Origin of the sequence: Cupriavidus sp. H39, assembly GCF_050271075.1 — a bacterium.
In the GTDB taxonomy this organism is placed as follows: Bacteria; Pseudomonadota; Gammaproteobacteria; order Burkholderiales; family Burkholderiaceae; genus Cupriavidus; species Cupriavidus necator_B.
The window spans coordinates 1597483-1616547 of record NZ_CP189848.1 but is presented as its reverse complement, the minus strand read 5'-3'; the positions used below and the strand labels follow the sequence as shown (position 1 = coordinate 1616547).

The 19065-nt window shown below is 66.4% G+C and carries 18 protein-coding genes; 5 read left to right on the top strand and 13 right to left on the bottom strand.

Annotated elements, in window-relative coordinates:
* Positions 1-86: 86 nt before the first annotated feature.
* Together ACOCMH_RS22955 and ACOCMH_RS22950 are read right to left on the bottom strand one after the other, a co-directional pair.
* On the bottom strand, positions 87-920 hold the full coding sequence (locus ACOCMH_RS22955; RefSeq protein WP_427313155.1) for a phosphate/phosphite/phosphonate ABC transporter substrate-binding protein: 834 nt from the start codon (positions 918-920) through the stop codon (positions 87-89).
* On the bottom strand, positions 917-1918 hold the full coding sequence (locus ACOCMH_RS22950; protein ID WP_427313154.1) for an ornithine cyclodeaminase family protein: 1002 nt from the start codon (positions 1916-1918) through the stop codon (positions 917-919). The genes ACOCMH_RS22955 and ACOCMH_RS22950 overlap by 4 nt, the downstream gene beginning before the upstream one ends.
* Positions 1919-2029: 111 nt before the next feature.
* Between ACOCMH_RS22950 and ACOCMH_RS22945 the strand changes: the two genes are divergently transcribed.
* On the top strand, positions 2030-2917 hold the full coding sequence (locus ACOCMH_RS22945) for a LysR substrate-binding domain-containing protein (protein WP_427313153.1): 888 nt from the start codon (positions 2030-2032) through the stop codon (positions 2915-2917).
* 24 nt (positions 2918-2941) lie between these two features.
* Here the strand turns inward: ACOCMH_RS22945 and ACOCMH_RS22940 are convergent, their stop codons facing one another.
* The 3 genes from ACOCMH_RS22940 to ACOCMH_RS22930 are packed head-to-tail and all read right to left on the bottom strand — an operon-like array spanning position 2942 to position 5376.
* Entirely contained in the window at positions 2942-3211 is a 270-nt protein-coding gene (locus tag ACOCMH_RS22940) for a hypothetical protein (protein WP_427313152.1), read from the bottom strand.
* A complete protein-coding gene (locus ACOCMH_RS22935; RefSeq protein WP_427313151.1) occupies positions 3208-4620 on the bottom strand; it encodes a LutB/LldF family L-lactate oxidation iron-sulfur protein in 1413 nt (470 codons plus the stop codon). The genes ACOCMH_RS22940 and ACOCMH_RS22935 overlap by 4 nt, the downstream gene beginning before the upstream one ends.
* Before the next feature lie 30 nt (positions 4621-4650).
* Positions 4651-5376, bottom strand: coding sequence for a (Fe-S)-binding protein (locus ACOCMH_RS22930; RefSeq protein ID WP_427313150.1), 726 nt, complete (start codon positions 5374-5376; stop codon positions 4651-4653).
* A 239-nt stretch (positions 5377-5615) separates the two neighbouring features.
* On the opposite strand from ACOCMH_RS22930, the gene ACOCMH_RS22925 reads away from it, so the two are divergent.
* The 3 genes from ACOCMH_RS22925 (at position 5616) to ACOCMH_RS22915 (ending at position 8718) form a co-directional block, all read left to right on the top strand.
* The gene (locus ACOCMH_RS22925; RefSeq protein WP_427313149.1) at positions 5616-6401 is read left to right on the top strand and encodes an IclR family transcriptional regulator; all 786 of its coding nucleotides are present in this window, start codon (positions 5616-5618) and stop codon (positions 6399-6401) included.
* Between the two features lie 139 nt (positions 6402-6540).
* Positions 6541-7290: a FadR/GntR family transcriptional regulator gene (locus ACOCMH_RS22920; RefSeq protein WP_427313148.1), complete on the top strand. Its 750-nt coding sequence runs from the start codon at positions 6541-6543 to the stop codon at positions 7288-7290.
* A 15-nt stretch (positions 7291-7305) separates the two neighbouring features.
* Positions 7306-8718: an FAD-binding oxidoreductase gene (locus tag ACOCMH_RS22915; protein WP_427313147.1), complete on the top strand. Its 1413-nt coding sequence runs from the start codon at positions 7306-7308 to the stop codon at positions 8716-8718.
* Positions 8719-8787: 69 nt separating this feature from the next.
* Here ACOCMH_RS22915 and pbpG read toward each other — a convergent pair whose 3' ends face one another.
* The 5 genes from pbpG to ACOCMH_RS22890 form a co-directional block, all read right to left on the bottom strand.
* Positions 8788-10002: a D-alanyl-D-alanine endopeptidase gene (gene pbpG, locus ACOCMH_RS22910; RefSeq protein ID WP_427313146.1), complete on the bottom strand. Its 1215-nt coding sequence runs from the start codon at positions 10000-10002 to the stop codon at positions 8788-8790.
* Between the two features lie 272 nt (positions 10003-10274).
* Positions 10275-10997: a nitroreductase gene (locus ACOCMH_RS22905; protein ID WP_427313145.1), complete on the bottom strand. Its 723-nt coding sequence runs from the start codon at positions 10995-10997 to the stop codon at positions 10275-10277.
* 16 nt (positions 10998-11013) lie between these two features.
* Positions 11014-11472, bottom strand: a complete 459-nt coding sequence (locus ACOCMH_RS22900; RefSeq protein ID WP_427313144.1) for an acyl-CoA thioesterase — start codon at positions 11470-11472, stop codon at positions 11014-11016.
* A gap of 84 nt (positions 11473-11556) precedes the next feature.
* Positions 11557-12483: a DMT family transporter gene (locus tag ACOCMH_RS22895; RefSeq protein WP_427313143.1), complete on the bottom strand. Its 927-nt coding sequence runs from the start codon at positions 12481-12483 to the stop codon at positions 11557-11559.
* On the bottom strand, positions 12480-13424 hold the full coding sequence (locus ACOCMH_RS22890; protein WP_427313142.1) for a histone deacetylase family protein: 945 nt from the start codon (positions 13422-13424) through the stop codon (positions 12480-12482). Before ACOCMH_RS22890 ends, ACOCMH_RS22895 begins: the two co-directional genes overlap by 4 nt.
* A gap of 364 nt (positions 13425-13788) precedes the next feature.
* On the opposite strand from ACOCMH_RS22890, the gene phaP1 reads away from it, so the two are divergent.
* A complete protein-coding gene (phaP1, locus tag ACOCMH_RS22885; RefSeq protein WP_427313141.1) occupies positions 13789-14370 on the top strand; it encodes a TIGR01841 family phasin PhaP1 in 582 nt (193 codons plus the stop codon).
* Between the two features lie 344 nt (positions 14371-14714).
* On the opposite strand, the gene lpdA is transcribed toward phaP1, so the two are convergent.
* The 3 genes from lpdA to aceF form a co-directional block, all read right to left on the bottom strand.
* Positions 14715-16502 carry a dihydrolipoyl dehydrogenase gene (lpdA, locus tag ACOCMH_RS22880; protein WP_427313140.1) on the bottom strand — a complete coding sequence of 596 codons (1788 nt, stop codon included), beginning with the start codon at positions 16500-16502 and terminating at the stop codon, positions 14715-14717.
* A gap of 33 nt (positions 16503-16535) precedes the next feature.
* Positions 16536-17186: an MFS transporter gene (locus tag ACOCMH_RS22875; protein ID WP_427313139.1), complete on the bottom strand. Its 651-nt coding sequence runs from the start codon at positions 17184-17186 to the stop codon at positions 16536-16538.
* Positions 17187-17258: 72 nt separating this feature from the next.
* The gene (aceF, locus tag ACOCMH_RS22870; protein ID WP_427313138.1) at positions 17259-18926 is read right to left on the bottom strand and encodes a dihydrolipoyllysine-residue acetyltransferase; all 1668 of its coding nucleotides are present in this window, start codon (positions 18924-18926) and stop codon (positions 17259-17261) included.
* Positions 18927-19065 lie beyond the last annotated feature (139 nt).

Genomic DNA, 19065 nt, shown 5'->3' with positions numbered 1-19065 from the left:
TTTCCCCAATTTGGCAGTTGTCAGGCTATGGCTCCTCCACCGCGCCGGCAGTCTTGTGAGCGCCGATGTGCGGTCAGACGCGTTGCCTATCCCGTGCCCCGCTCAGCGGCGGCGGGACCGGTCAGCGCAAAGCTCGCGCGATCCGCTTCATGCGCCATCGCGGGCAGGCAGGCATAGTCGGCCGGCTGCACCGCGACGAAGCGCGCCAGCTCCAACGCGGCCAGCAGCGCGGTGCCAGCCGCATCCTGATGCATGCCCTGCAATGCCGCACGCACGCGCATGCACTGCTGCCGATCGGCACCCGCCGATGCGACCAGCACTGGAATCGGTGCGGGCGGTGTCAGCGCCAGCGTCTTCAGTTGCGCGACCAGCACAGGGTCATAGCGGCGCAGCAGGTCCATCACATAGCTGTCGACCACACCGACTTCCGCCTCGCCTGCGAGCACGGCGCCAATCACCGCGCGCGGCGTCGGCGTGGGCGCGGCGGTGGGCCGGTACAGCGCCTGCGTACCGGCCGGCGCAAGCCGCATCAGATAGTGGCGCGGCGCGTTGTAGCCGGAGTTGGACTCCGGCAGCATGCATGCCAGCCGGTTGCCGAAGGTCTGTGCCAGCGTCTGCACGGTGGCTTCGGCGCGCACGATGAACTCGGAAAAGTAGATCGGCCGCCCGCCGTAGCGCGGCAGCGCCGGCACCGGTGCGGCCAGCAACTGCGGCGTCACGGTGGCGCTGGCGTACGGGTAGCCGCACATGAACACGCAGCCAAGATCGGGCCGCTCCCATAGTTCGCGCACCGGCGCCGGGGCCGCATGCTCGACGTACGGCAGCACCACGCCCGCACGCCCGGACACGTGCGCCAGCAATGCCCGCCATGCCTGCTCGGCTGGCGCGGTCACCGCGTACATGCGGGCATTGGCAATCATGCGTACACCAGCCTTTGGCCCAGCCCGCGCGCTTCGGCCTTCTTCAGGATGGCGTGGCCCAGCGCGATATCGCTCAGCGACAGGCCGCGATGCCAGAACAGGTTGGTTTCGTCGTCGCGCTGGCGGCCCGGCTTGCGTCCCGCGACAATCTCGCCCAGCTCGCCGTACAGCGTCCGTTCCGACAGCTTGCCCGCTTCCACGTGCGCGCGCAGCGAACCGAACACGCCGCCCTTGCACTGGCCCCAGTCATCCACCACCATCCGCGTCATGATGTCGGTCAGCGACAGCTCGACCGCGCTCATGGTGCCGTACGGCACGACAAAGGCACCCGGCTTGATCCATTCGGTCTTCAGCATAGGCGTCGGGCGCTCCAGGCGCGAAGCCTCGACCACGATGTCGGCGCCGCGCACACACGATTCCCAGTCTTCGGTGACGACTATCTTCTTGCCCAGGTCGCGCTCGAGCCGCGCCGCGAACGCATTGCGGCTTTCCGGGCGCCGCGAATGCACGCGGATTTCGTCGAAGTCATAGAGGCTGTCCAGCAGGCGCACGTTCCAGTATGAAGTGCCGCGCGCGCCGATATGGCCCAGCACCTTGCTGTTGCGGCGTGCCAGGTGCTTGGCTCCGAGCGCGGTCAGGGCACCGGTGCGCGCATCGGTGATGAAGGTGGCATCGATCACCGCCACCGGAACGCCGGTGCGTGGATCGAACAGGTTCAGCATCGCCATTTCCGATGGCAGTCCCAGCTTGTAGTTGTCGACGAAGTCCCCCACGATCTTCACGCCCGCCAGTCCCAGCGGCGCGACGTAGCCGCGCAGCACGTTGAAGTGGCCGTTGAAGGCGGGATCGGGCATCAGGTGCACGCGCGGTTCGATCACGGTCTGGCCATTCCCCTGCGCGACCAGCGCTTGCTCGACCGCGTCGAGAATTTCGGCGTCGGTCATTTCGAGCCGCGCAATGTCCTTGCCGTTCAGGTAGGTGAGGTGGATGTCGCTCATGGGGTCTCCTTATCTCCAGGTCGTTGTGTGCCGATGGAGACCAGTGTAGGTTTGGCATCATTGACTGTCATATGCTTATATGTCCGCCAGCCTTAACATCAGGTTAATGCCATGAAACTGAACCTGCGCCAGATCGAAGTGTTCCGCGCGGTGATGCTGACCGGCTCGATCAGCGGTGCGTCAAAGCTGCTCTATGTGTCGCAGCCGGCAATCAGCAGGTTGATGTCGCACACCGAGCAACGCCTTGGCCTCGAGCTGTTCCGGCGCGCCAAGGGACGGCTTTACCCCACGCCGGAAGCGCGGCGCCTGCTGGCGGAAGTGAATGTGGTGTACGAGGGCATCGAGCGCGTCAACGAGATCGCCGAAGACCTGGCGGCCAACCGTACCGGCAGCCTGCGCATCACTTGCAGCCCCAATCTGGGGCAGACCGTGCTGCCGCGCGCGATTGCCAGTTTTCGGGCGGCCCATCCCGCGGTGCGCGTGGTGGTGCGCACGCAGATCCCTGGCAACATGTTGCGTGCGCTGCTGTCGGGCCAGGTCGACCTGGCGGTATCCAACATGCCGCTGACGCACCCGAACCTGGAGGCGCGGCTGCTGGTAAAGAACGAGATCGTCGCGCTGGTGCCGGTGGAGCATCGGCTCGCCGCGCGCAAGTGGGTGCGCCCCGCCGATCTGATCGGCGAGGATTTGATCGGCTATGGGCCCGACGTGCCATTCGCGCTGCTGGTGCACGAGATGTTCGGCAACGATGGCGACCAGCCCGATATGCGGGTGCAGGTCGAGCAGGCGCATGTGGCGCGCGCGCTGGCGCAGGCGGGCGCCGGAATCGCGCTGGTCGATGCGATGACGGTATTCGGCGCGAACTGGCCCAACATCGTGGCCGTGCCGATACGCACCAAGGTCAATGCCTCGGTGCAGATCTTCCATGTGCAGACCGAGCCGCTGTCGCGGCTGTCGCTCGAGTTCGCCGATACCCTGACGGCGATGATGAGGCGGTAGCGGCGCGCGGGCCGCGCCGCACTGTCAGGCCGTGGCGGCCTTGTCGAGCCAGCGGCTCAACTGATCGGTCACCGCGGTACTCGAGAACGAGCAACTGTCCTGCGCGAACACCGCCGACATCTCGAGCCGGCGCAGCAGTTCTTCCATCGCCTGGCCATAGACCGGCGGCAGCGTCAGTGCGCTGCCGGCATCGCGCCATTCGCGCACGAGGTCCTGCACGGGCCTGGCGCCCGCCAGGTGCTGGTCCAATGCGGCGCGCATGCGCGCCAGGACCTGGTGATTGGCTGCGCTCATGAACGCGCCCTCCTTTCCTTGTAAAGTTCGCGGAAGGTCCGGCCCGACGGCGCCGGCATGTCGCGTGTTTCGGTCCAGCCCTTGCCCGCCATCGGCAGGCTGGCAATCAGCTTGTTGCTGCCGCCCATGCGGCCCAGCAGCCAGGCGCCGATGCGCGTGGCAAAGGCATACAGTTCCGGGCGTTTGGCGACGTAGCCCCACGCCTGCAGCGCGAAGCGCTCCTGCCACGGGCGCAGCCCACGCTCCATCTGCTTCTCGCGCAGCTTGCGCAGCAGGTCCGACAACGGGATTGATGCGGGGCACACGCGGTCGCACTCGCCGCACATGGTCGCTGCCTGCGGCAGGTCCACCGCATTGGCCAGGCCGACGTAGCTGGGCGTCAGCACGCTGCCCATCGGGCCTGGATAGACCCAGCCGTACGCATGGCCGCCGATCTTCTGGTAGACCGGGCAGTGGTTCATGCAGGCGCCGCAGCGGATGCAGCGCAGCATCTCCTGGAAGTCGCCGCCGATCAGGCCGCTGCGGCCACCGTCGACCAGCACGAAATACATGTGCTCGGGACCGTCGCGCTCGCCTTCGGCACGCGGCCCCGTCAGCAGCGAAAAGTAGTTCGAGATCGCCTGGCCGGTGGCCGAGCGCGGCAGCAGGCGCATCACCGTAGCCAGGTCTTCCAGCGTCGGCAGCACCTTCTCGATGCCGGTCACGGCGACGTGCACGCGCGGCATCACCGTGCACATGCCTTCATTGCCCTCGTTGGTCACCACCGCCACCGAACCGGTCTCGGCAATGATGAAGTTGCCGCCGGTGACGCCCATGTCGGCGCTGAGGAATTCGGGGCGCAGCACTTCGCGGGCCTCGCGCGTCATCTCGGGGATCTCGGTCAGCCGCGGCTTGTGGTGGACCCTGGCGAACAGGTCGGCGATCTCGTCCTTGTCCTTGTGCACCACCGGCGCAATGATGTGCGACGGCGGCTCCGAGTCGTTGATCTGCAGGATGTACTCGCCCAGGTCGGTCTCGATGCTCTGCACGCCCATCTCGCCCAGCACCTGGTTCAGGCGCATTTCCTCGGTCACCATCGACTTGCTCTTGATGACCTTCTTGACGCCGTGCTTCTGCGCGATCTCGGCCACCAGCCGCGCGGCGTCGGCGGTGGTTTCGGCAAACAGCACGGTGGCGCCGCGCCGGGTCGCGTTCTCTTCAAACGTGGCCAGCCAGACGTCGAGGTTTTCCAGCGCGCGGTTGCGGCGCTCTTTCAGGGCCTCGCGCGTGGCGTCGAAATCGATATCGCGGATCGCGTCGGCGCGCGCCGTGACGAACTTGGTCGAGAGCTTTTTCAGGTTCTGCTGCAGGCGCTGGTCGGCCAGCTTCTGGCCGGCGCGCGCCTTGAATTCCATGCTGTGGACTTGCATCGTGGCGATTTCCTGGGTGTGTCTTCGAGTTCAGGCGTCGCCTGCAAGAACCTGCGCGATATGCAGCACGCGCGTGCGGCTGTCGCCGGTGCGGCGCAGGCGGCCTTCGATATTGAGCATGCAGCCCAGGTCGCCCAGTACCACGGCATCGGCGCCGCTGGCGTGGATGTTGGCGCATTTCTCGTCGACGATGGCCGTGGAAATATCGCCGTACTTGACCGAGAAGGTGCCGCCGAAACCGCAGCACGCCTCGCAATCCTTCATCTCTGTCAGCTGCACGCCCGGCAGGCGCGACAGCAGAGCGCGCGGCTGCTGCTTGACACCGAGCTCGCGCAGGCCGGAACAGGAATCGTGGTAGGTGACATGGCCCGAGAACGTCGACGGGAGCGTCTCGATCCGGGCCACGTTGGCCAGGAACTCCGTCAGTTCGAACACCCGTTCGCGCAGGCGTTCGTAGCGGCCGTTCAGTTCCGGATCGTCGCGCAGCAGGTCGGCGTAGTGGTGCCGGATCATGCCGCCGCAACTACCCGACGGCACCACGATGTAGTCGAACATCTCGAACTCGCGCAGGAATTTTTCGGCCAGGTCGCGCGACACCGCGCGTTCGCCCGAGTTGTAGGCGGGCTGGCCGCAGCAGGTCTGCGCCTCGGGCACCATGACCTCGCAGCCCGCGGCTTCGAGCAGCTTGAGCACCGAAAAACCGATCTCCGGACGCATCAGGTCCACCAGGCAGGTGTGGAACAGACCGACTCGCATTGTTGACTTCTCCCAGACCCTAAAAACCCCGCAATTATGCGCGCTTGGCGCCCGCGGGTGGCGCACAAAGCGTTCGTCGGCGCGGTTATTGGCGTGCCATGCACGGCACTCGGGGCAGTGACATCACCGCCGGTTCCTTACCGTAATGTCATTTCACCTATTGAAATTTTCACGATGCGAGATAGAATCAGGCAGACGCTTAAAAATGCCGCAAGGCAACATTTCTACTTTTCCCAACCATGTCCGACGCAGACAAGTCACCCGGCAAGACGTCCATCCAGGTCATCGAGCGCATGATGACCCTGCTGGACGCCCTTGCCCAGCATGCCGACCCGGTCAGCCTGAAAGAGCTGTCGCTGGCCACCGGGCTGCATCCTTCCACCGCGCACCGCATCCTCAACGACATGGTCGCCTGCCGCTTTGTCGACCGCTCCGATCCCGGCAGCTACCGGCTCGGCATGCGGCTGCTGGAGCTGGGCAACCTGGTCAAGGCGCGCCTGTCGGTGCGCGACGCGGCCCTGGCGCCGATGCGCGCGCTGCACCGCGTCACCGGCCAGACCGTCAACCTGTCGGTGCGCCAGGGCGACGAGATCGTCTATATCGAGCGGGCATACAGCGAGCGCTCGGGCATGCAGGTGGTGCGCGCCATCGGCGGCCGCGCCCCGCTGCACCTGACCTCGGTGGGCAAGCTGTTCCTGGCGGCCGACGAGTCAGCGCGCGTGCGCAACTACGCCACCCGCACCGGACTGGCCGGCCACACCCGCACCTCGATCACCGACCTGGCCAAGCTGGAACGCGAACTCAACTGGGTCCGCACCAATGGCTATGCCCGCGACAACGAAGAACTGGAACTGGGGGTGCGCTGCATCGCCGCCGGTATCTATGATGACTCGCGCCGGCTGGTGGCGGGCTTGTCGCTGTCGGCGCCGGCAGACCGGCTGCAGGACAGCTGGCTGCAGAACCTGAAGGACACGGCCCTGCAGATCTCGCGCGGCATGGGCTACGCGACCGAAGCCGCCGCCTGAAGTCCCCGGGTGCTTACCGCCAATGCGCGGGCTGCCGGCAAGGCAGTCCGCGCATTGTTGCTTTTGGGCCCGGCAGTTTCCTGGAGCGAGGGTTTACCCCTTGTTTTCAGATAACCAGCAAACCTTATAATCGGTGCCCATGCGAACCCGCACCGTCACCCTTACCGAGCAGGTCACGCGACAGCTGCGTGCCGAGATTGAAGGCGGCGCCTACCCCGTTGGCAGCCGCCTGCCGACCGGCCGGCAATTGGCCGAGCAATACGGCGTCAGTGCCGCCGTGATCCGCGAAGTTACCGAGCACCTGCGCTCGCAGGGCTTTGTCGAATCGCGCCAGGGGGTGGGCTGCACGGTGCGCTCGCGCACCGGCGCATCCGGCTTCCAGTTGCCGCGCGAGCCTGAGCTCGGCGCCGGCGAACTGGCCGACCTGTACGACCTGCGCATCGACCTGGAAGGCGCCGCCGCGGCGCTGGCCGCGGTGCGCCGCACCGATGACGACGTGGCCGCGCTGACGGCTCTGCTGCAGCGCCTGCAGACCCGTCTCTACGACCCGCAGCCAGCCGCCGATCTCGACGCGGCCTTCCATATCGGCATCGCCGCCGCCACGCACAATCCGTATTACCGCCAGCTGCTGCAATACCTGAACTTGCAGCTGCACCAGGCCGTGGCCACCGCGCGTGCCAATACGCTGCGCCAGCCCGGGCTGGCCGAGACGGTGCATGCGGAGCACGAGGCGATCGTCGCCGCCATCCGCCGCGGCGATGCCGGCGCGGCGCGTGCGGCGGCGGTGGCGCACCTGCAAAACGCCGCGCGCCGCCTCGGGCTTTCGCTACGCGCGCGCGCCGACGCAGCAACGGCGGCGAGCACTGTCAGCCCGGCCTCCTTTTCCTGAGACGACACCACCATCATGCCCAACGGATCCTTTGCCCAGCGGCTCACCGAAGCCCTCGGCCCCGACACCGCGCTGACCCACCCCGACGACATCGCGCCATGGCTGTCCGACTGGCGCGGCATCTACCACGGCCAGGCCCAGGCGGTACTGCGGCCCCGTACCGTCGACGAGGTGGCGCGCGCGCTGGCGCTGTGCCAGCAGGCCGCGGTGCCGGTGGTGCCGCGCGGCGGCAATACCGGCCTGTGCGGCGGTGCCACGCCTGACGCGCGCGCGCAAAACGTGGTGCTGAGCCTGGACCGCATGAACGCGGTGCGCTCGCTCGACACCATCGCCAATACCATGGTGGCCGAGGCGGGCTGCATCCTGGGCAACCTGCGCCGCGCCGCGCAGGACGCCAACCGCTTGCTGCCGCTGTCGCTGGCCGCCGAGGACTCGTGCCAGATCGGCGGCAACCTGGCCACCAATGCCGGCGGCGTCAATGTCGTGCGCTACGGCATGACGCGCGAACTGGTGCTGGGGGTCGAGGCCGTGCTGCCCAACGGCGAGGTCTTCCACGGACTGCGCACGCTGCGCAAGGACAATACCGGCTACGACCTGAAGCAGCTGCTGATCGGCTCCGAAGGCACGCTCGGCGTGATCACCGCGGCGGCGCTGCGCCTGTTCCCGCGCACCGATACGCGCAGCGTGGTGCTGGCGGCAGTGGCCTCGCCCGCGCAGTCGCTGGCGCTCTATGAACTGCTATTCGAGCAATGCGGCGCACGCCTGCAGGCCTTCGAATTCTTTACCGGCGATTGCCTGGACCTGGTGCTCACGCATGCGGAGGGCGTGCAGGAACCGTTCGCGCAACGCTACCCCGCCTACGTGCTGGTGGAGTTGGCCGACACCACCGACGAAGCGGCCCTGAACGCGCTGCTCGAACGCGTCATCGGCGAGGCGCTGGAGCGCGAACTATGCCTCGATGCGGCCGTATCGGCCTCGCTGGCGCAACTGCAGGCGCTGTGGAAGCTGCGTGAGGAAATCTCGGAGGCGCAGCGTGCGGACGGGCCGCACCTCAAGCACGACGTGTCGCTGCCGATCGAACAGATCCCGGCCTTCATGGATTCGATGGCGGCACGGCTGCGTGGGCTCGATGCCGCGATCCGCCCCTTTGTGTTCGGTCACTTTGGCGACGGCAACCTGCACTACAACCTGTCGCGTCCGGCCGGCGCGCCCAAGGACTGGGCCGCCACGCAGGGCGATGCGGTGACCGATGCGGTGCTGGACGAGGTGATGCGCTATGGCGGCAGCATCAGCGCCGAGCACGGCATCGGCCAGCTCAAGCGCCATGCATTCCTGGCGGTGAAAGATCCGCTGGAACTGCGGCTGATGCACGAGATCAAGGCGGTGTTCGATCCCGCCAGGATCATGAATCCTGGCAAGCTGCTCTGACCGCGGCGGCCACCACCAAAGCAAAACGCGCCGCAGGACGGCGCGTTTTTTCCGGTCAGGCGTTGCCCGTCAGATGCCGCGCGATTGCTGCGCGGCCAGTACCGCGTGGGCACTGCCCGGACCCTGCGTCAGGTTCGGCGAGGACGGGAAGCCGCGCTGCGGCGCCGCGGGCGACGGCGAATGCTCGAGCCATTCCTTGACCCGGTTGGCATCGGCAAAGCGCGACAGCTTGCCGGCCGAATCCAGGAACACCATCACCACGTTGCGTCCTTGCACCCGGGCCTGCATCACCAGGCACTGGCCGGCCTCGGAGATAAAGCCGGTCTTCTGCAGGCCGATTTCCCAGTTGCCGCCGCGCACCAGGCGGTTGGTGCTGACGTAGTGCTGGGTGCGGCCCAGCACATTGACTTCATGCTCGGTCTGGGTCGAGTACTCGCGGATGGTCGGGTTGCGGTAGGCGGCGTTGACCATGCGCACCAGGTCGGTCGCGCTCGACACATTGCTGCTCGACAGGCCACTGGAATCGACGAAATGGCTGTCGTTCATGCCGAGCTCGCGCGCCTTGCGGTTCATGGCCTGGACAAAGGCAGGCAGGCCGCCCGGGTAGTTGCGGCCCAGCGCCGACGCCGCGCGGTTCTCGGACGACATCAGCGCCAGCAGCAGCAGTTCCTGGCGCGTCAGCTGCGTGCCGAAGCGCAGGCGCGAGCTGCTGTGCTTTTCGGTGTCGCGGTCTTCCTCGGAGATGGTCAGCACCTCATCCATTGGCAGGCGCGAATCCATCACCACCAGCGCGGTCATCAGCTTGGTGATCGATGCAATCGGCAGCACGGCGCTGGCATTCTTCTGGAACAGCACCTCGTTGGAGTTCTGGTCCATCACCAGGGCCACGCTGGAACGCAAAGCCAGGGCGTCGTCGGTGTCGCGCAGGCCCATGGCTTCGCCCAGCGAAGGCTTCGACGGCGTAAACGCCGCCCGCACCGGTGCCGCGCGTTGCGCCACCACGACGTGGCGCTTGGCCCTCTTCAAAACCACCACCTTGCGCGCGGATCGCTCGTCGCTGTCGGCGACCTTGGCGTTGCGGGCGCTTTTGGCAACCGGCTTGGCAGCGCTCTTTTTCTCGGCTTTGGCCGGCTTCTTGGTTGTTTTTTGTGTGGAGGCGGCTTTGGTGGCCGCTTCGGCCACGGGCACCGCGACCATCGACACCGACACCAGCACCGCGGCGGCGACGGCGGACAGGGGTGTGGAGCCGAAGAATCTGGAGAAAATGGAATCAGACCGGAACATGATTCGTTCAGCGCATAGGAATGGCGCTAGTGTAGGAAAGAAAGAAATTGTTAGCAAGATTAAAGACTTACAGACGCTCCTTAAAGTTCGATTCCCATACATTTCCACATTGCAAAAAATGTACGGGATGCGTCACGTCCGCCATCGAACTTCGGCGCGCTTGACCCAAGCGCAGTCCGGCTCACCCTTGCTACCCCTTTGCAGCGACCAAGCCAATACGCACAGTCGCTTGTGATATCGGCATTCATCGTTACATGTTGAAACAAATTTCACTATGAGAGAAAACGCGCGAACCCGCTTACCGGTTCACGTTCCGTGGTGAGGCGGTTTGCGATGGCCTCCGGATCGGCAAAACCCAGCGACATGCCGCACACCACCATTTCTTCCGGTGGCAGCCGCAGGTGGCTGGCGATGATCTTGTGGAACTGGGTGAACGCCGCCTGCGGGCAGGTATCGAGCCCGCGCGCCCGGGCGGCGACCATGATGCTTTGCAGGAACATGCCGTAGTCGAGCCAGCTGCCCTGCTCCATGATGCGGTCGATGGTGAAGATGAGGCCCACCGGCGCATCGAAGAAACGGAAGTTGCGGGCATGCTGTTCGTGCATGCGCGCCTTGTCCTCGCGGCTGATCTCGAGCAGCCCGTACAGATCCCAGCCCACCTTGCGCCGCCGCGACAGATACGGGTCGGCCCATTCGCGCGGATAGTACGGGTACTCCTCCCTGTACTTGCTGTCGCGCTCGGGATCTTCATAGGCGGCGAGCACGTCGGCGCACAGCTTCGCCTTGGCTTCGCCGGACAGCACGTAGACCCGCCACGGCTGCGTATTGGTGCCGGACGGCGCACGGCTGGCCACGGCCAGGAGCTCTTCTACCGTCCGGCGCGGCACAGGCGTATCGAGAAAGGCCCGCACCGAACGCCGCGTCAGGATTGCGCGATCGACGCAGTCCACGGCCTCCTGCGAACCGAGTTGCTTCTCGTGGGACATGTTGTTCATCTCCTGTCGCCCCGTCCTATTCCCGCGCGTCCGTCACCGCGCCGGCCGCCGCCAGCGGCAGCAGCGCTTCGCGCAGCGCGCCCGGCAGCGGTACCGGCCGGCGCGTGACGCGATCGACATAGACGTGGATGAAATGCCCCTGCGCCGCCGCGACCTCGTTGTCGCCGCTGAACAGTCCGACCTCATAGCGCACGCTGGAGGTACCCAGCCTGGCCACGCGCAAACCCGCTACCACGGTCTCGGGAAAACTGAGCGACGAGAAGTAGTTGCACTGCGTCTCGATCACCAGCCCGATGGTGTCGCCCGACGTGACATCGAGCACGCCCTGCCGGATCAGGTAGCTATTCACCACGGTGTCAAAATAACTGTAGTAGACAACGTTGTTGACGTGGCCATAGACATCGTTGTCCATCCAACGCGTGGTGATCGGCTGGAAGTACGGATAGGCACTGCGCGATTCGGCTTGCGGTTTCATGGGGCGAGAAGAAGACAGGACGCGAGACAGTACGAAATTCGAATATTCTGAACCAGCGGCCTACGCGATACGAACGCTCGGCGTCTAGCGGCGGATGACAAGGGCAACACCGAGCGCGGCCAGCATCATGCCGGCGGCCGCCAGCGGCGGGAAGCGCTCGCCGAACAGCAGCCAGGCCATCACCGCCGTGGTGGGCGGGGTCAGGTACATCAGGCTGGACACTTTGGTGGCGGCACCCTGCCGGATCAGCAGGAACAGCAGCGAGATCGCGCCGATCGACAGCGCCACCACCGACCATGCCAGCGCGCCGAGCATTGCGGCGGTCCACTGCACCGCCCGGGTCTCGAACAGAAACATGAACGGCACGCAGGCGAGCGCCGCCGCGGCGAACTGGATCACGGAACCCATGCGCAGGTCGAACACCGGGCAGAAACGCCGCTGGTAGACCGTGCCCACGGTGATGCTGAACAACGCGCCGCCGGCCAGCGCGAGGCTGGCGGGCGTCAACCCGCTTGCGCCCAGCTTGTTCGCCACCACCAGTGCCACGCCGGCGATGCCCAGCAGCAGGCCCAGCCACTGGCGCGTGCCGATGTGCTCGCCCATGCGGGTGGCGATCAGCGCGGTCAGGATCGGCTGCATGCCGACGATCAGCGCCGATACGCCTGCCGGCATGCCGAGCTTGATCGCCGCCCATACGCCGCCGAGATAACCCGCCTGCAGCAGCAGGCCGGCCACGGCGATATGCCCGACCGCGCGCCAGTCGGTCGCGGTCGAGCCCGCCACGCGCGGCAGCGGCACGCGCGCCAGCAGCACGAACGGCACCATCAAACCCAGCACGCCGGCAAAACGCAGGAACAGGAAGGTCATCGGCTCTGCATACGGCATGCCGTATTTGGCGACGATAAAGCCGGTGCTCCAGATCAGCACGAACAGCCACGGCATCGACGCGACCCGCAGCGTGGCACTGGCGCCGGCCGCGCCAGTGCGGCCGGGCTCGATCACATCGCTCATGACGCCACCGCAAGCTGCGCGCGAAGTTGCGCATGAAGTTGCGCGTAGCGAGCATGATATTGCGCGGCAAGGCGCACGGTCTGCGCATGGACGGCAACGGTGTCTTCGATCTGGTTGCCGTAGCCGCCGGCCATGGCCACCGCTACCGGCAGCCGGCGTGCTTGCGCCGCGTCGAATACCAGGCGGTCGCGCCGGGCCAGGCCCGCCATGGTCAGCTTGAGCCGCCCGAGCCGGTCGCCCTCGTGCGGATCCGCGCCCGCCAGGTAAATAAGCAGATCCGGCTCGAAGCGGCTGAACAGCGTGTCCAGCGCGGCCTGCAGCGCCTGCGCGTAGGCGTCGTCGTCGCAACCGTCCGGCAGGCCGACGTCGAGGTCGCTCGCCTCCTTGCGGAACGGGTAGTTCTTTTCGCCGTGCAGCGACAGCGTGAATACGGACGGATCGCCGAGCAGAATCGATGCGGTGCCGTTGCCCTGATGCACGTCGAGGTCGATTACCGCCACGCGGCGAACTGCGCCGTCGCGCTGCAGCACGCGCGCGGCGATCGCGGCATCGTTGAAAACGCAGAAGCCGCCGCCCTTGTCGGCGTACGCATGATGCGTGCCGCCCGCCAGGTTCACCGCAATGCCCTCGCGCAGCGCGCTGCGGCAGGCCTCGATGGTGGCGCCCGCCGAACGGCGCGAGCGCTCTACCATCGCTTCGGACCACGGAAAGCCGATCTCGCGCTGGCGCGCCGCGTCGAGGGTTCCGGCCGAGGCCGCCCCTACGTATTCCACCGTGTGGGCCAGCAGCAGCGCGTCGTCGCCGGCTCGCGGCGCCTCGGCCAGGCGCAAGCCCGGAACCTGTGCCAACACCGCGTCGCGCAGCATGCTGTACTTGCGCATGGGAAACCGATGTCCGGGCGGCAACGGCAGCACAAAGTGGTCGGCGTAGAAAGCGAGCATGGGAATGAGGCCTGGGCGGTTCTGTTTACAACTTGTTTGGGGTTCCGGCCCCGGCCGGTCCTGGCGGCGCCGGCAGCGTGGCATGGTAGCACCCCTGCCGCGGCAATGCCGGCGGTGGCCGGGAATGGCGCGAACGTCACCCCGCGGCCGTTCAGTTGGCCCCTTTTTGTGCAATGCACAAAATGTTCTTGACATTGGATCGGCCGCCCCTAAAATACCAATTGTTGCGGCGCACAAACACAACTGGGCGCCCCGACCCACCCACACGCCTGGGCTGGCCGAAGCGGGCTCAACACCGTCACGGCCCTGACATCTAGGCGGCTTAATTTTGCTTGACCTTGAAGTTCACCACTGGAGACCAGCAATGATCCTCACCCCGGAACAAGTCGCAGCAGCACAAAAGGCTAACCTCGAAACGCTGTTCGGCCTGACCACCAAGGCGTTTGAAGGCGTCGAAAAGCTCGTCGAACTGAACCTGCAGGTCGTCAAGACCACGTTTGCCGAAAACGTGGAAAACGCCAAGAAGGCGCTGTCGGCCAAGGACGCGCAAGAACTGCTGGCCCTCCAGGCCGCAGCCGTGCAGCCGGTCGCCGAAAAGACCCTGGCCTACACCCGTCACCTGTACGAGATCGCTTCGGAAACCCAGAGCGAATTCGCCAAGGTGGCCGAGGCCCAGCTGGCCGAAGGCTCGAAGAACGTCCAGGCTCTGGTCGAAAACTTCGCCAAGAACGCCCCGGCCGGTTCGGAATCGACCGTGGCCATCGTGAAGTCGGCGATCTCGGCTGCCAACAACGCCTACGAGTCGGTGCAGAAGGCGACCAAGCAAGCGGTCGAAATCGCTGAAACCAACTTCCAGGCCGCGGCCTCGGCTGCCACCAAGGCTGCCCAGCAAGCCAGCGCCACGGCCGCCCGCACGGCCACGGCGAAGAAGGCCGCTGCGGTCTGATAGCCTGCGTTGAAGATGGACCGGCTCCGGCCGGTCCGTTGGCAAAGCCCATCGGCGCCCTGCGCAGCCGGTGCGCTTTGCCAACGATGAAGGGAGTGCCCTGACCGAGTGCCGGCGCTGCCTTGTCTACCGATGTCTCCTCGGTACCGCGGTCTCCTTGTCCAAAGGTATCGTTAAACCCGACCTCTACAGGTCGGGTTTTTTTGGTTCTCTCGACCCTGACCGTCCACTTTACGCTGCAAGCCGCCAGGCATTGGTGTTGAGCATTCATGGCGGTTAATTGCGTAACCACCAAAACAAAACCCGCCTTCCAGGCGGGCTTTGCCAAGTCAGCGGACAGCGCCTTAACGCTTGCGCGGAGGCGGCACGTCCGTACAGGTTCCTTCATAGATCTCCGCCGCCATGCCGATCGACTCGCCCAGCGTCGGGTGCGGATGGATGGTCTTGCCGATATCCACCGCGTCGGCGCCCATTTCGATCGCCAGGCACACTTCGCTGATCAGGTCACCGGCATGCGTGCCGACGATGCCGCCGCCGATCACGCGATGCGTTGCCTCGTCGAAGATCAGCTTGGTGAAGCCCTCGTCGCGGCCGTTGGCGATGGCGCGGCCCGAAGCCGCCCAGGGGAACACGCTCTTGCTGTACTGGATCCCCTTATCCTTGCACTCGTCTTCGGTCACGCCGGCCCAGGCCACTTCCGGATCGGTGAAGGCCACTGAAGGAATCTGCTTGGCATCGAAGTAAGCCTTCTCGCCATGCGCGGCCTCGGCGGCCACGTGCGCTTCGTGCACGGCCTTGTGCGCCAGCATCGGCTGGCCAACGATATCGCCGATCGCAAAGATATGCGGCACGTTGGTGCGCATCTGCTTGTCGACGTCGATAAAGCCGCGCTCGGTCACAGCGACGCCGGCCTTCTCGGCGCTGATGCGCTTGCCGTTGGGCGAGCGGCCCACCGACACCAGCACCAGGTCATAGCGCAGCGGCTCGGCCGGCGCGGCTTCACCTTCGAACTTGACGTAGATGCCGTCAGGCTTGGCTTCCACCGCGACCGTCTTGGTGTTCAGCATGACCTTGCCGAAGCGGTCCTTGTTCTTCTTTTCCCAGACCTTGACCAGGTCGCGGTCGGCGCCATTCATCAGGCCCGGCAGCATTTCGACGACATCGATGTCGGCGCCCAGCGTGCTGTACACCGTGGCCATTTCCAGGCCAATGATGCCGCCGCCGATCACCAGCATCTTGTTGGGCACCTCGGGCAGCTCCAGCGCGCCGGTCGAGTCGACGATGCGCGGGTCTTCCGGGATGAACGGCAGCTTCACCGCCTGGCTGCCGGCGGCGATGATGGCCTTGTCGAAGCGGATCACGGTCTTCTTGCCGGTGGTCTGCTTGCCTTCGCCTTCGGTCAGCTCCACTTCCAGGTGATGCGGGTCGAGGAAATTGCCCACGCCACGCACCACCTGCACCTTGCGCGCCTTGGCCATGCCGGCCAGGCCGCCGGTCAGCTTGCCCACCACCTGGTTCTTGTAGTGGCGCAGGCCGTCCAGGTCGATCTTGGCTTCACCGAACAGGATGCCGTGGGCGGCCAGCGCCTTGGCTTCATCGATCACCGCGGCGTTGTGCAGCAGCGCCTTGGACGGGATGCAGCCCACGTTCAGGCAGACCCCTCCGAGCGTGCCGTAGCGCTCCACCAGCACGGTGTTCATGCCCAGGTCGGCGGCGCGGAACGCGGCCGAGTAGCCGCCCGGACCGGCGCCCAGCACCAGCATCTCGCACTGGATATCGGCACCGCCGGCATGGCTGGCGGCGGCAGGCACGGGCGCGGCCGCTGCGGGCGCAGGGGCCGGCGCCGGTGCCGGCGCGGGGGATTGCGCAGGCGCAGGCGCAGCGGCTGCTCCAGCCTGGGCCTCGATGGTGCAGATCACCGCGCCCTGGCCCACTTTGTCGCCCACCTTGACCTTGACGTCGACCACCTTGCCGGCGGCCGACGACGGCACGTCCATGCTGGCCTTGTCGGATTCCAGCACGATCAAGGACTGCTCCACCTCGACCGTGTCGCCGGCCTTGACCAGCACCTCGATCACTTCCACCGCGTCGAAATCGCCGATATCCGGCACCTTGACTTCGATCACACTCATATTTGCTCCTCTATGCGCGCCCGCCTCTCGGCTTCAGGGCGCGCCGTCGTTGTTGGTTGCTGCGTCGCCGGTCGCGGGATTGCCGGCCGCGGCATCGTCCGCCGCGGCGTCGTCCTCGTGCAGCCGTACGGTGTGCACCTCGATCGGACCTGCCGAACTCTTGTCGAACTCGACCCCGGCATCGACGCCGATGCGCGCGATCTCGCCCGCACCGAGGTCCGGCCGGTCATAGACCGCGTGCATCGCGCCCAGCGCGTAGTTGCGGCCCGAGCCGATGCCCCAGAAGCGGTCGAACGAAAACACCTCGCGATACGAATAGACGCCGAAGATGCCCGCCGGATTGGCGATCAGGCATACGATCTGCGACGACTCGTAGGGATCGTCATCGTCTTCCTTGGTATTGACGAAGTAGTCCGACTTCAGCTTCTCGTGCACCTTCAGGAAGGTGCGGAAGACGTCGTCGCGCGAGCCCAGCCGGCATTCGTCGCCCAGCCCCGCCAGCAGCGTGCGCATGACCGGGAAGTGCGCCGTGGTCCCGGCCAGCGCGATAAAGCCGTCGCCGACTGGAAACACCTTCTGGTTGCGCTCGTAGGCGCGCGACAGGCGCGTATCGCCGAAGGTCACGAGCGCGTCCGCCGCGATCGCCACCTCGGCGCCCTTCCTGACGACAACACAGGTAGTCATGGCTTGCTCCCGGTTGCGCGTGGCGCGCCGTGCGGCCCGGGCAGTCGCCCCGCCCGCGCGGCGCCACCCCGCTTAGAGCAGGATGCGGCGGAAATCCGCCAGCAGTTGCGCAAAGTACGTGTTGAAACGCGCGGCCTCGGCCCCGTCGATGACGCGGTGGTCCCACGACAGCGACAGCGGCAGCGTCAGGCGCGGCGCGAACTGCTTGCCGTCCCACACCGGCTTCATGTACGACTTGCACACGCCCATGATGGCCACTTCCGGCGCATTGATGATCGGCGTGAAGTACGTGCCGCCGATGCCGCCCAGCGACGAGATCGAGAAGCAGCCGCCCTGCATCTGGTCGGGCTTGAGCTTGCCGTCGCGCGCCAGCTTGGCCAGCTCGCCCATTTCCTGGCTGATCTCGAGCACGCCCTTCTTGTCGGCGTCCTTGATCACCGGCACGACCAGGCCGTTCGGGGTGTCCGCGGCGAAGCCGATGTTGAAGTACTTCTTCAGCACCAGGTTGTCACCGTCGAGCGACGCATTGAAGTTCGGGAACTTCTTCAGCGCCGCCACCGTGGCCTTAATCATGAACGCCAGCATGGTCACCTTGATGCCGGCCTTCTCGTTTTCCTTGTTCAGCTGGACGCGGAAGGCCTCGAGTTCGGTGATGTCCGCTTCGTCATGGTTGGTGACGTGCGGGATCATGACCCAGTTGCGGTGCAGGTTCGCGCCCGAGATCTTCTTGATGCGCGACAGGGCCTTGCTTTCGACCTCGCCGAAGCGGGTGAAATCAACCTTCGGCCACGGCAGCAGGCCCAGCTCGCCACCGCCGGCGCCAGCAGCGGCGCCAGCCTGTGCCGGCGCGGCGGCCTGGCCGGTCATCACGCCCTTGACGTAGTTCTGCACGTCTTCCTGGGTGATGCGGCCCTTGGGGCCGGTACCCGGCACGCGCGAGACATCCACGCCCAGTTCGCGCGCGAACTTGCGCACCGAGGGGCTGGCATGTGCGGCCTTGCCGGTTACGCCGGCAGCGGCCGGCGCGGCAGCGACAGGAGCCGGGGCCGGCGCGGCTGCAGGAGCCGGCGCCGGGGCCGGCGCGCTGGCAGCCGGTGCCGGTGCCGCGGCGGCAGCGGCCGGGGCGGCGGCAGCTGCAGCGGCCCCGCCTTCCAGGATCAGCAGCAGCGTGCCTTCGGAGACGTTATCGCCGACCTTGACCTTGACTTCCTTGACCACGCCGCCCTGCGGCGAGGGCACGTCCATGGTGGCCTTGTCCGATTCCAGCGTCACCACCGCGTCTTCGGCGTTGATGGTGTCGCCGGGCTTGACGTGGACTTCGATGACGGGCACGGCGTCGTAGTCGCCGATATCGGGCACCTTGACTTCGATGGCAGCGCCACCGCCGGCCGGCGCCGCGGCGGGAGCCGGCGCGGGCGCGGGGGCCGCTGCGGGAGCGGGTGCCGGTGCGGGGGCAGGTGCAGCTGCCGGAGCAGGAGCCGGCGCTGCCGCGGCCTGCCCGGCCGGCTCCAGCATCACCAGCACCGAGCCTTCGGCCACGTTGTCGCCCACCTTGATCTTGACGTCCTTGACCACGCCGGCTTGCGGCGAGGGCACGTCCATGGTGGCCTTGTCGGACTCCAGCGTCACCAGCGCGTCTTCCGCGTTGATGCTGTCGCCGGGTTTCACATGCACTTCAATGACGGGAACGGCGTCATAGTCGCCGATGTCCGGCACCTTGATTTCAATCGCTTGACTCATTCAGTGTCTCCTGGGCAGGCCGGCACGCGCGACGTCCGCAAGCGGCGAGATTACCTTCGCCGCCCGCTTCTGTCACGCCGCCGTGCCGCAAGGCGCCATCCGGGCTATGCCCGGGGCGCCCGCGGCACGGCGCTGCCGT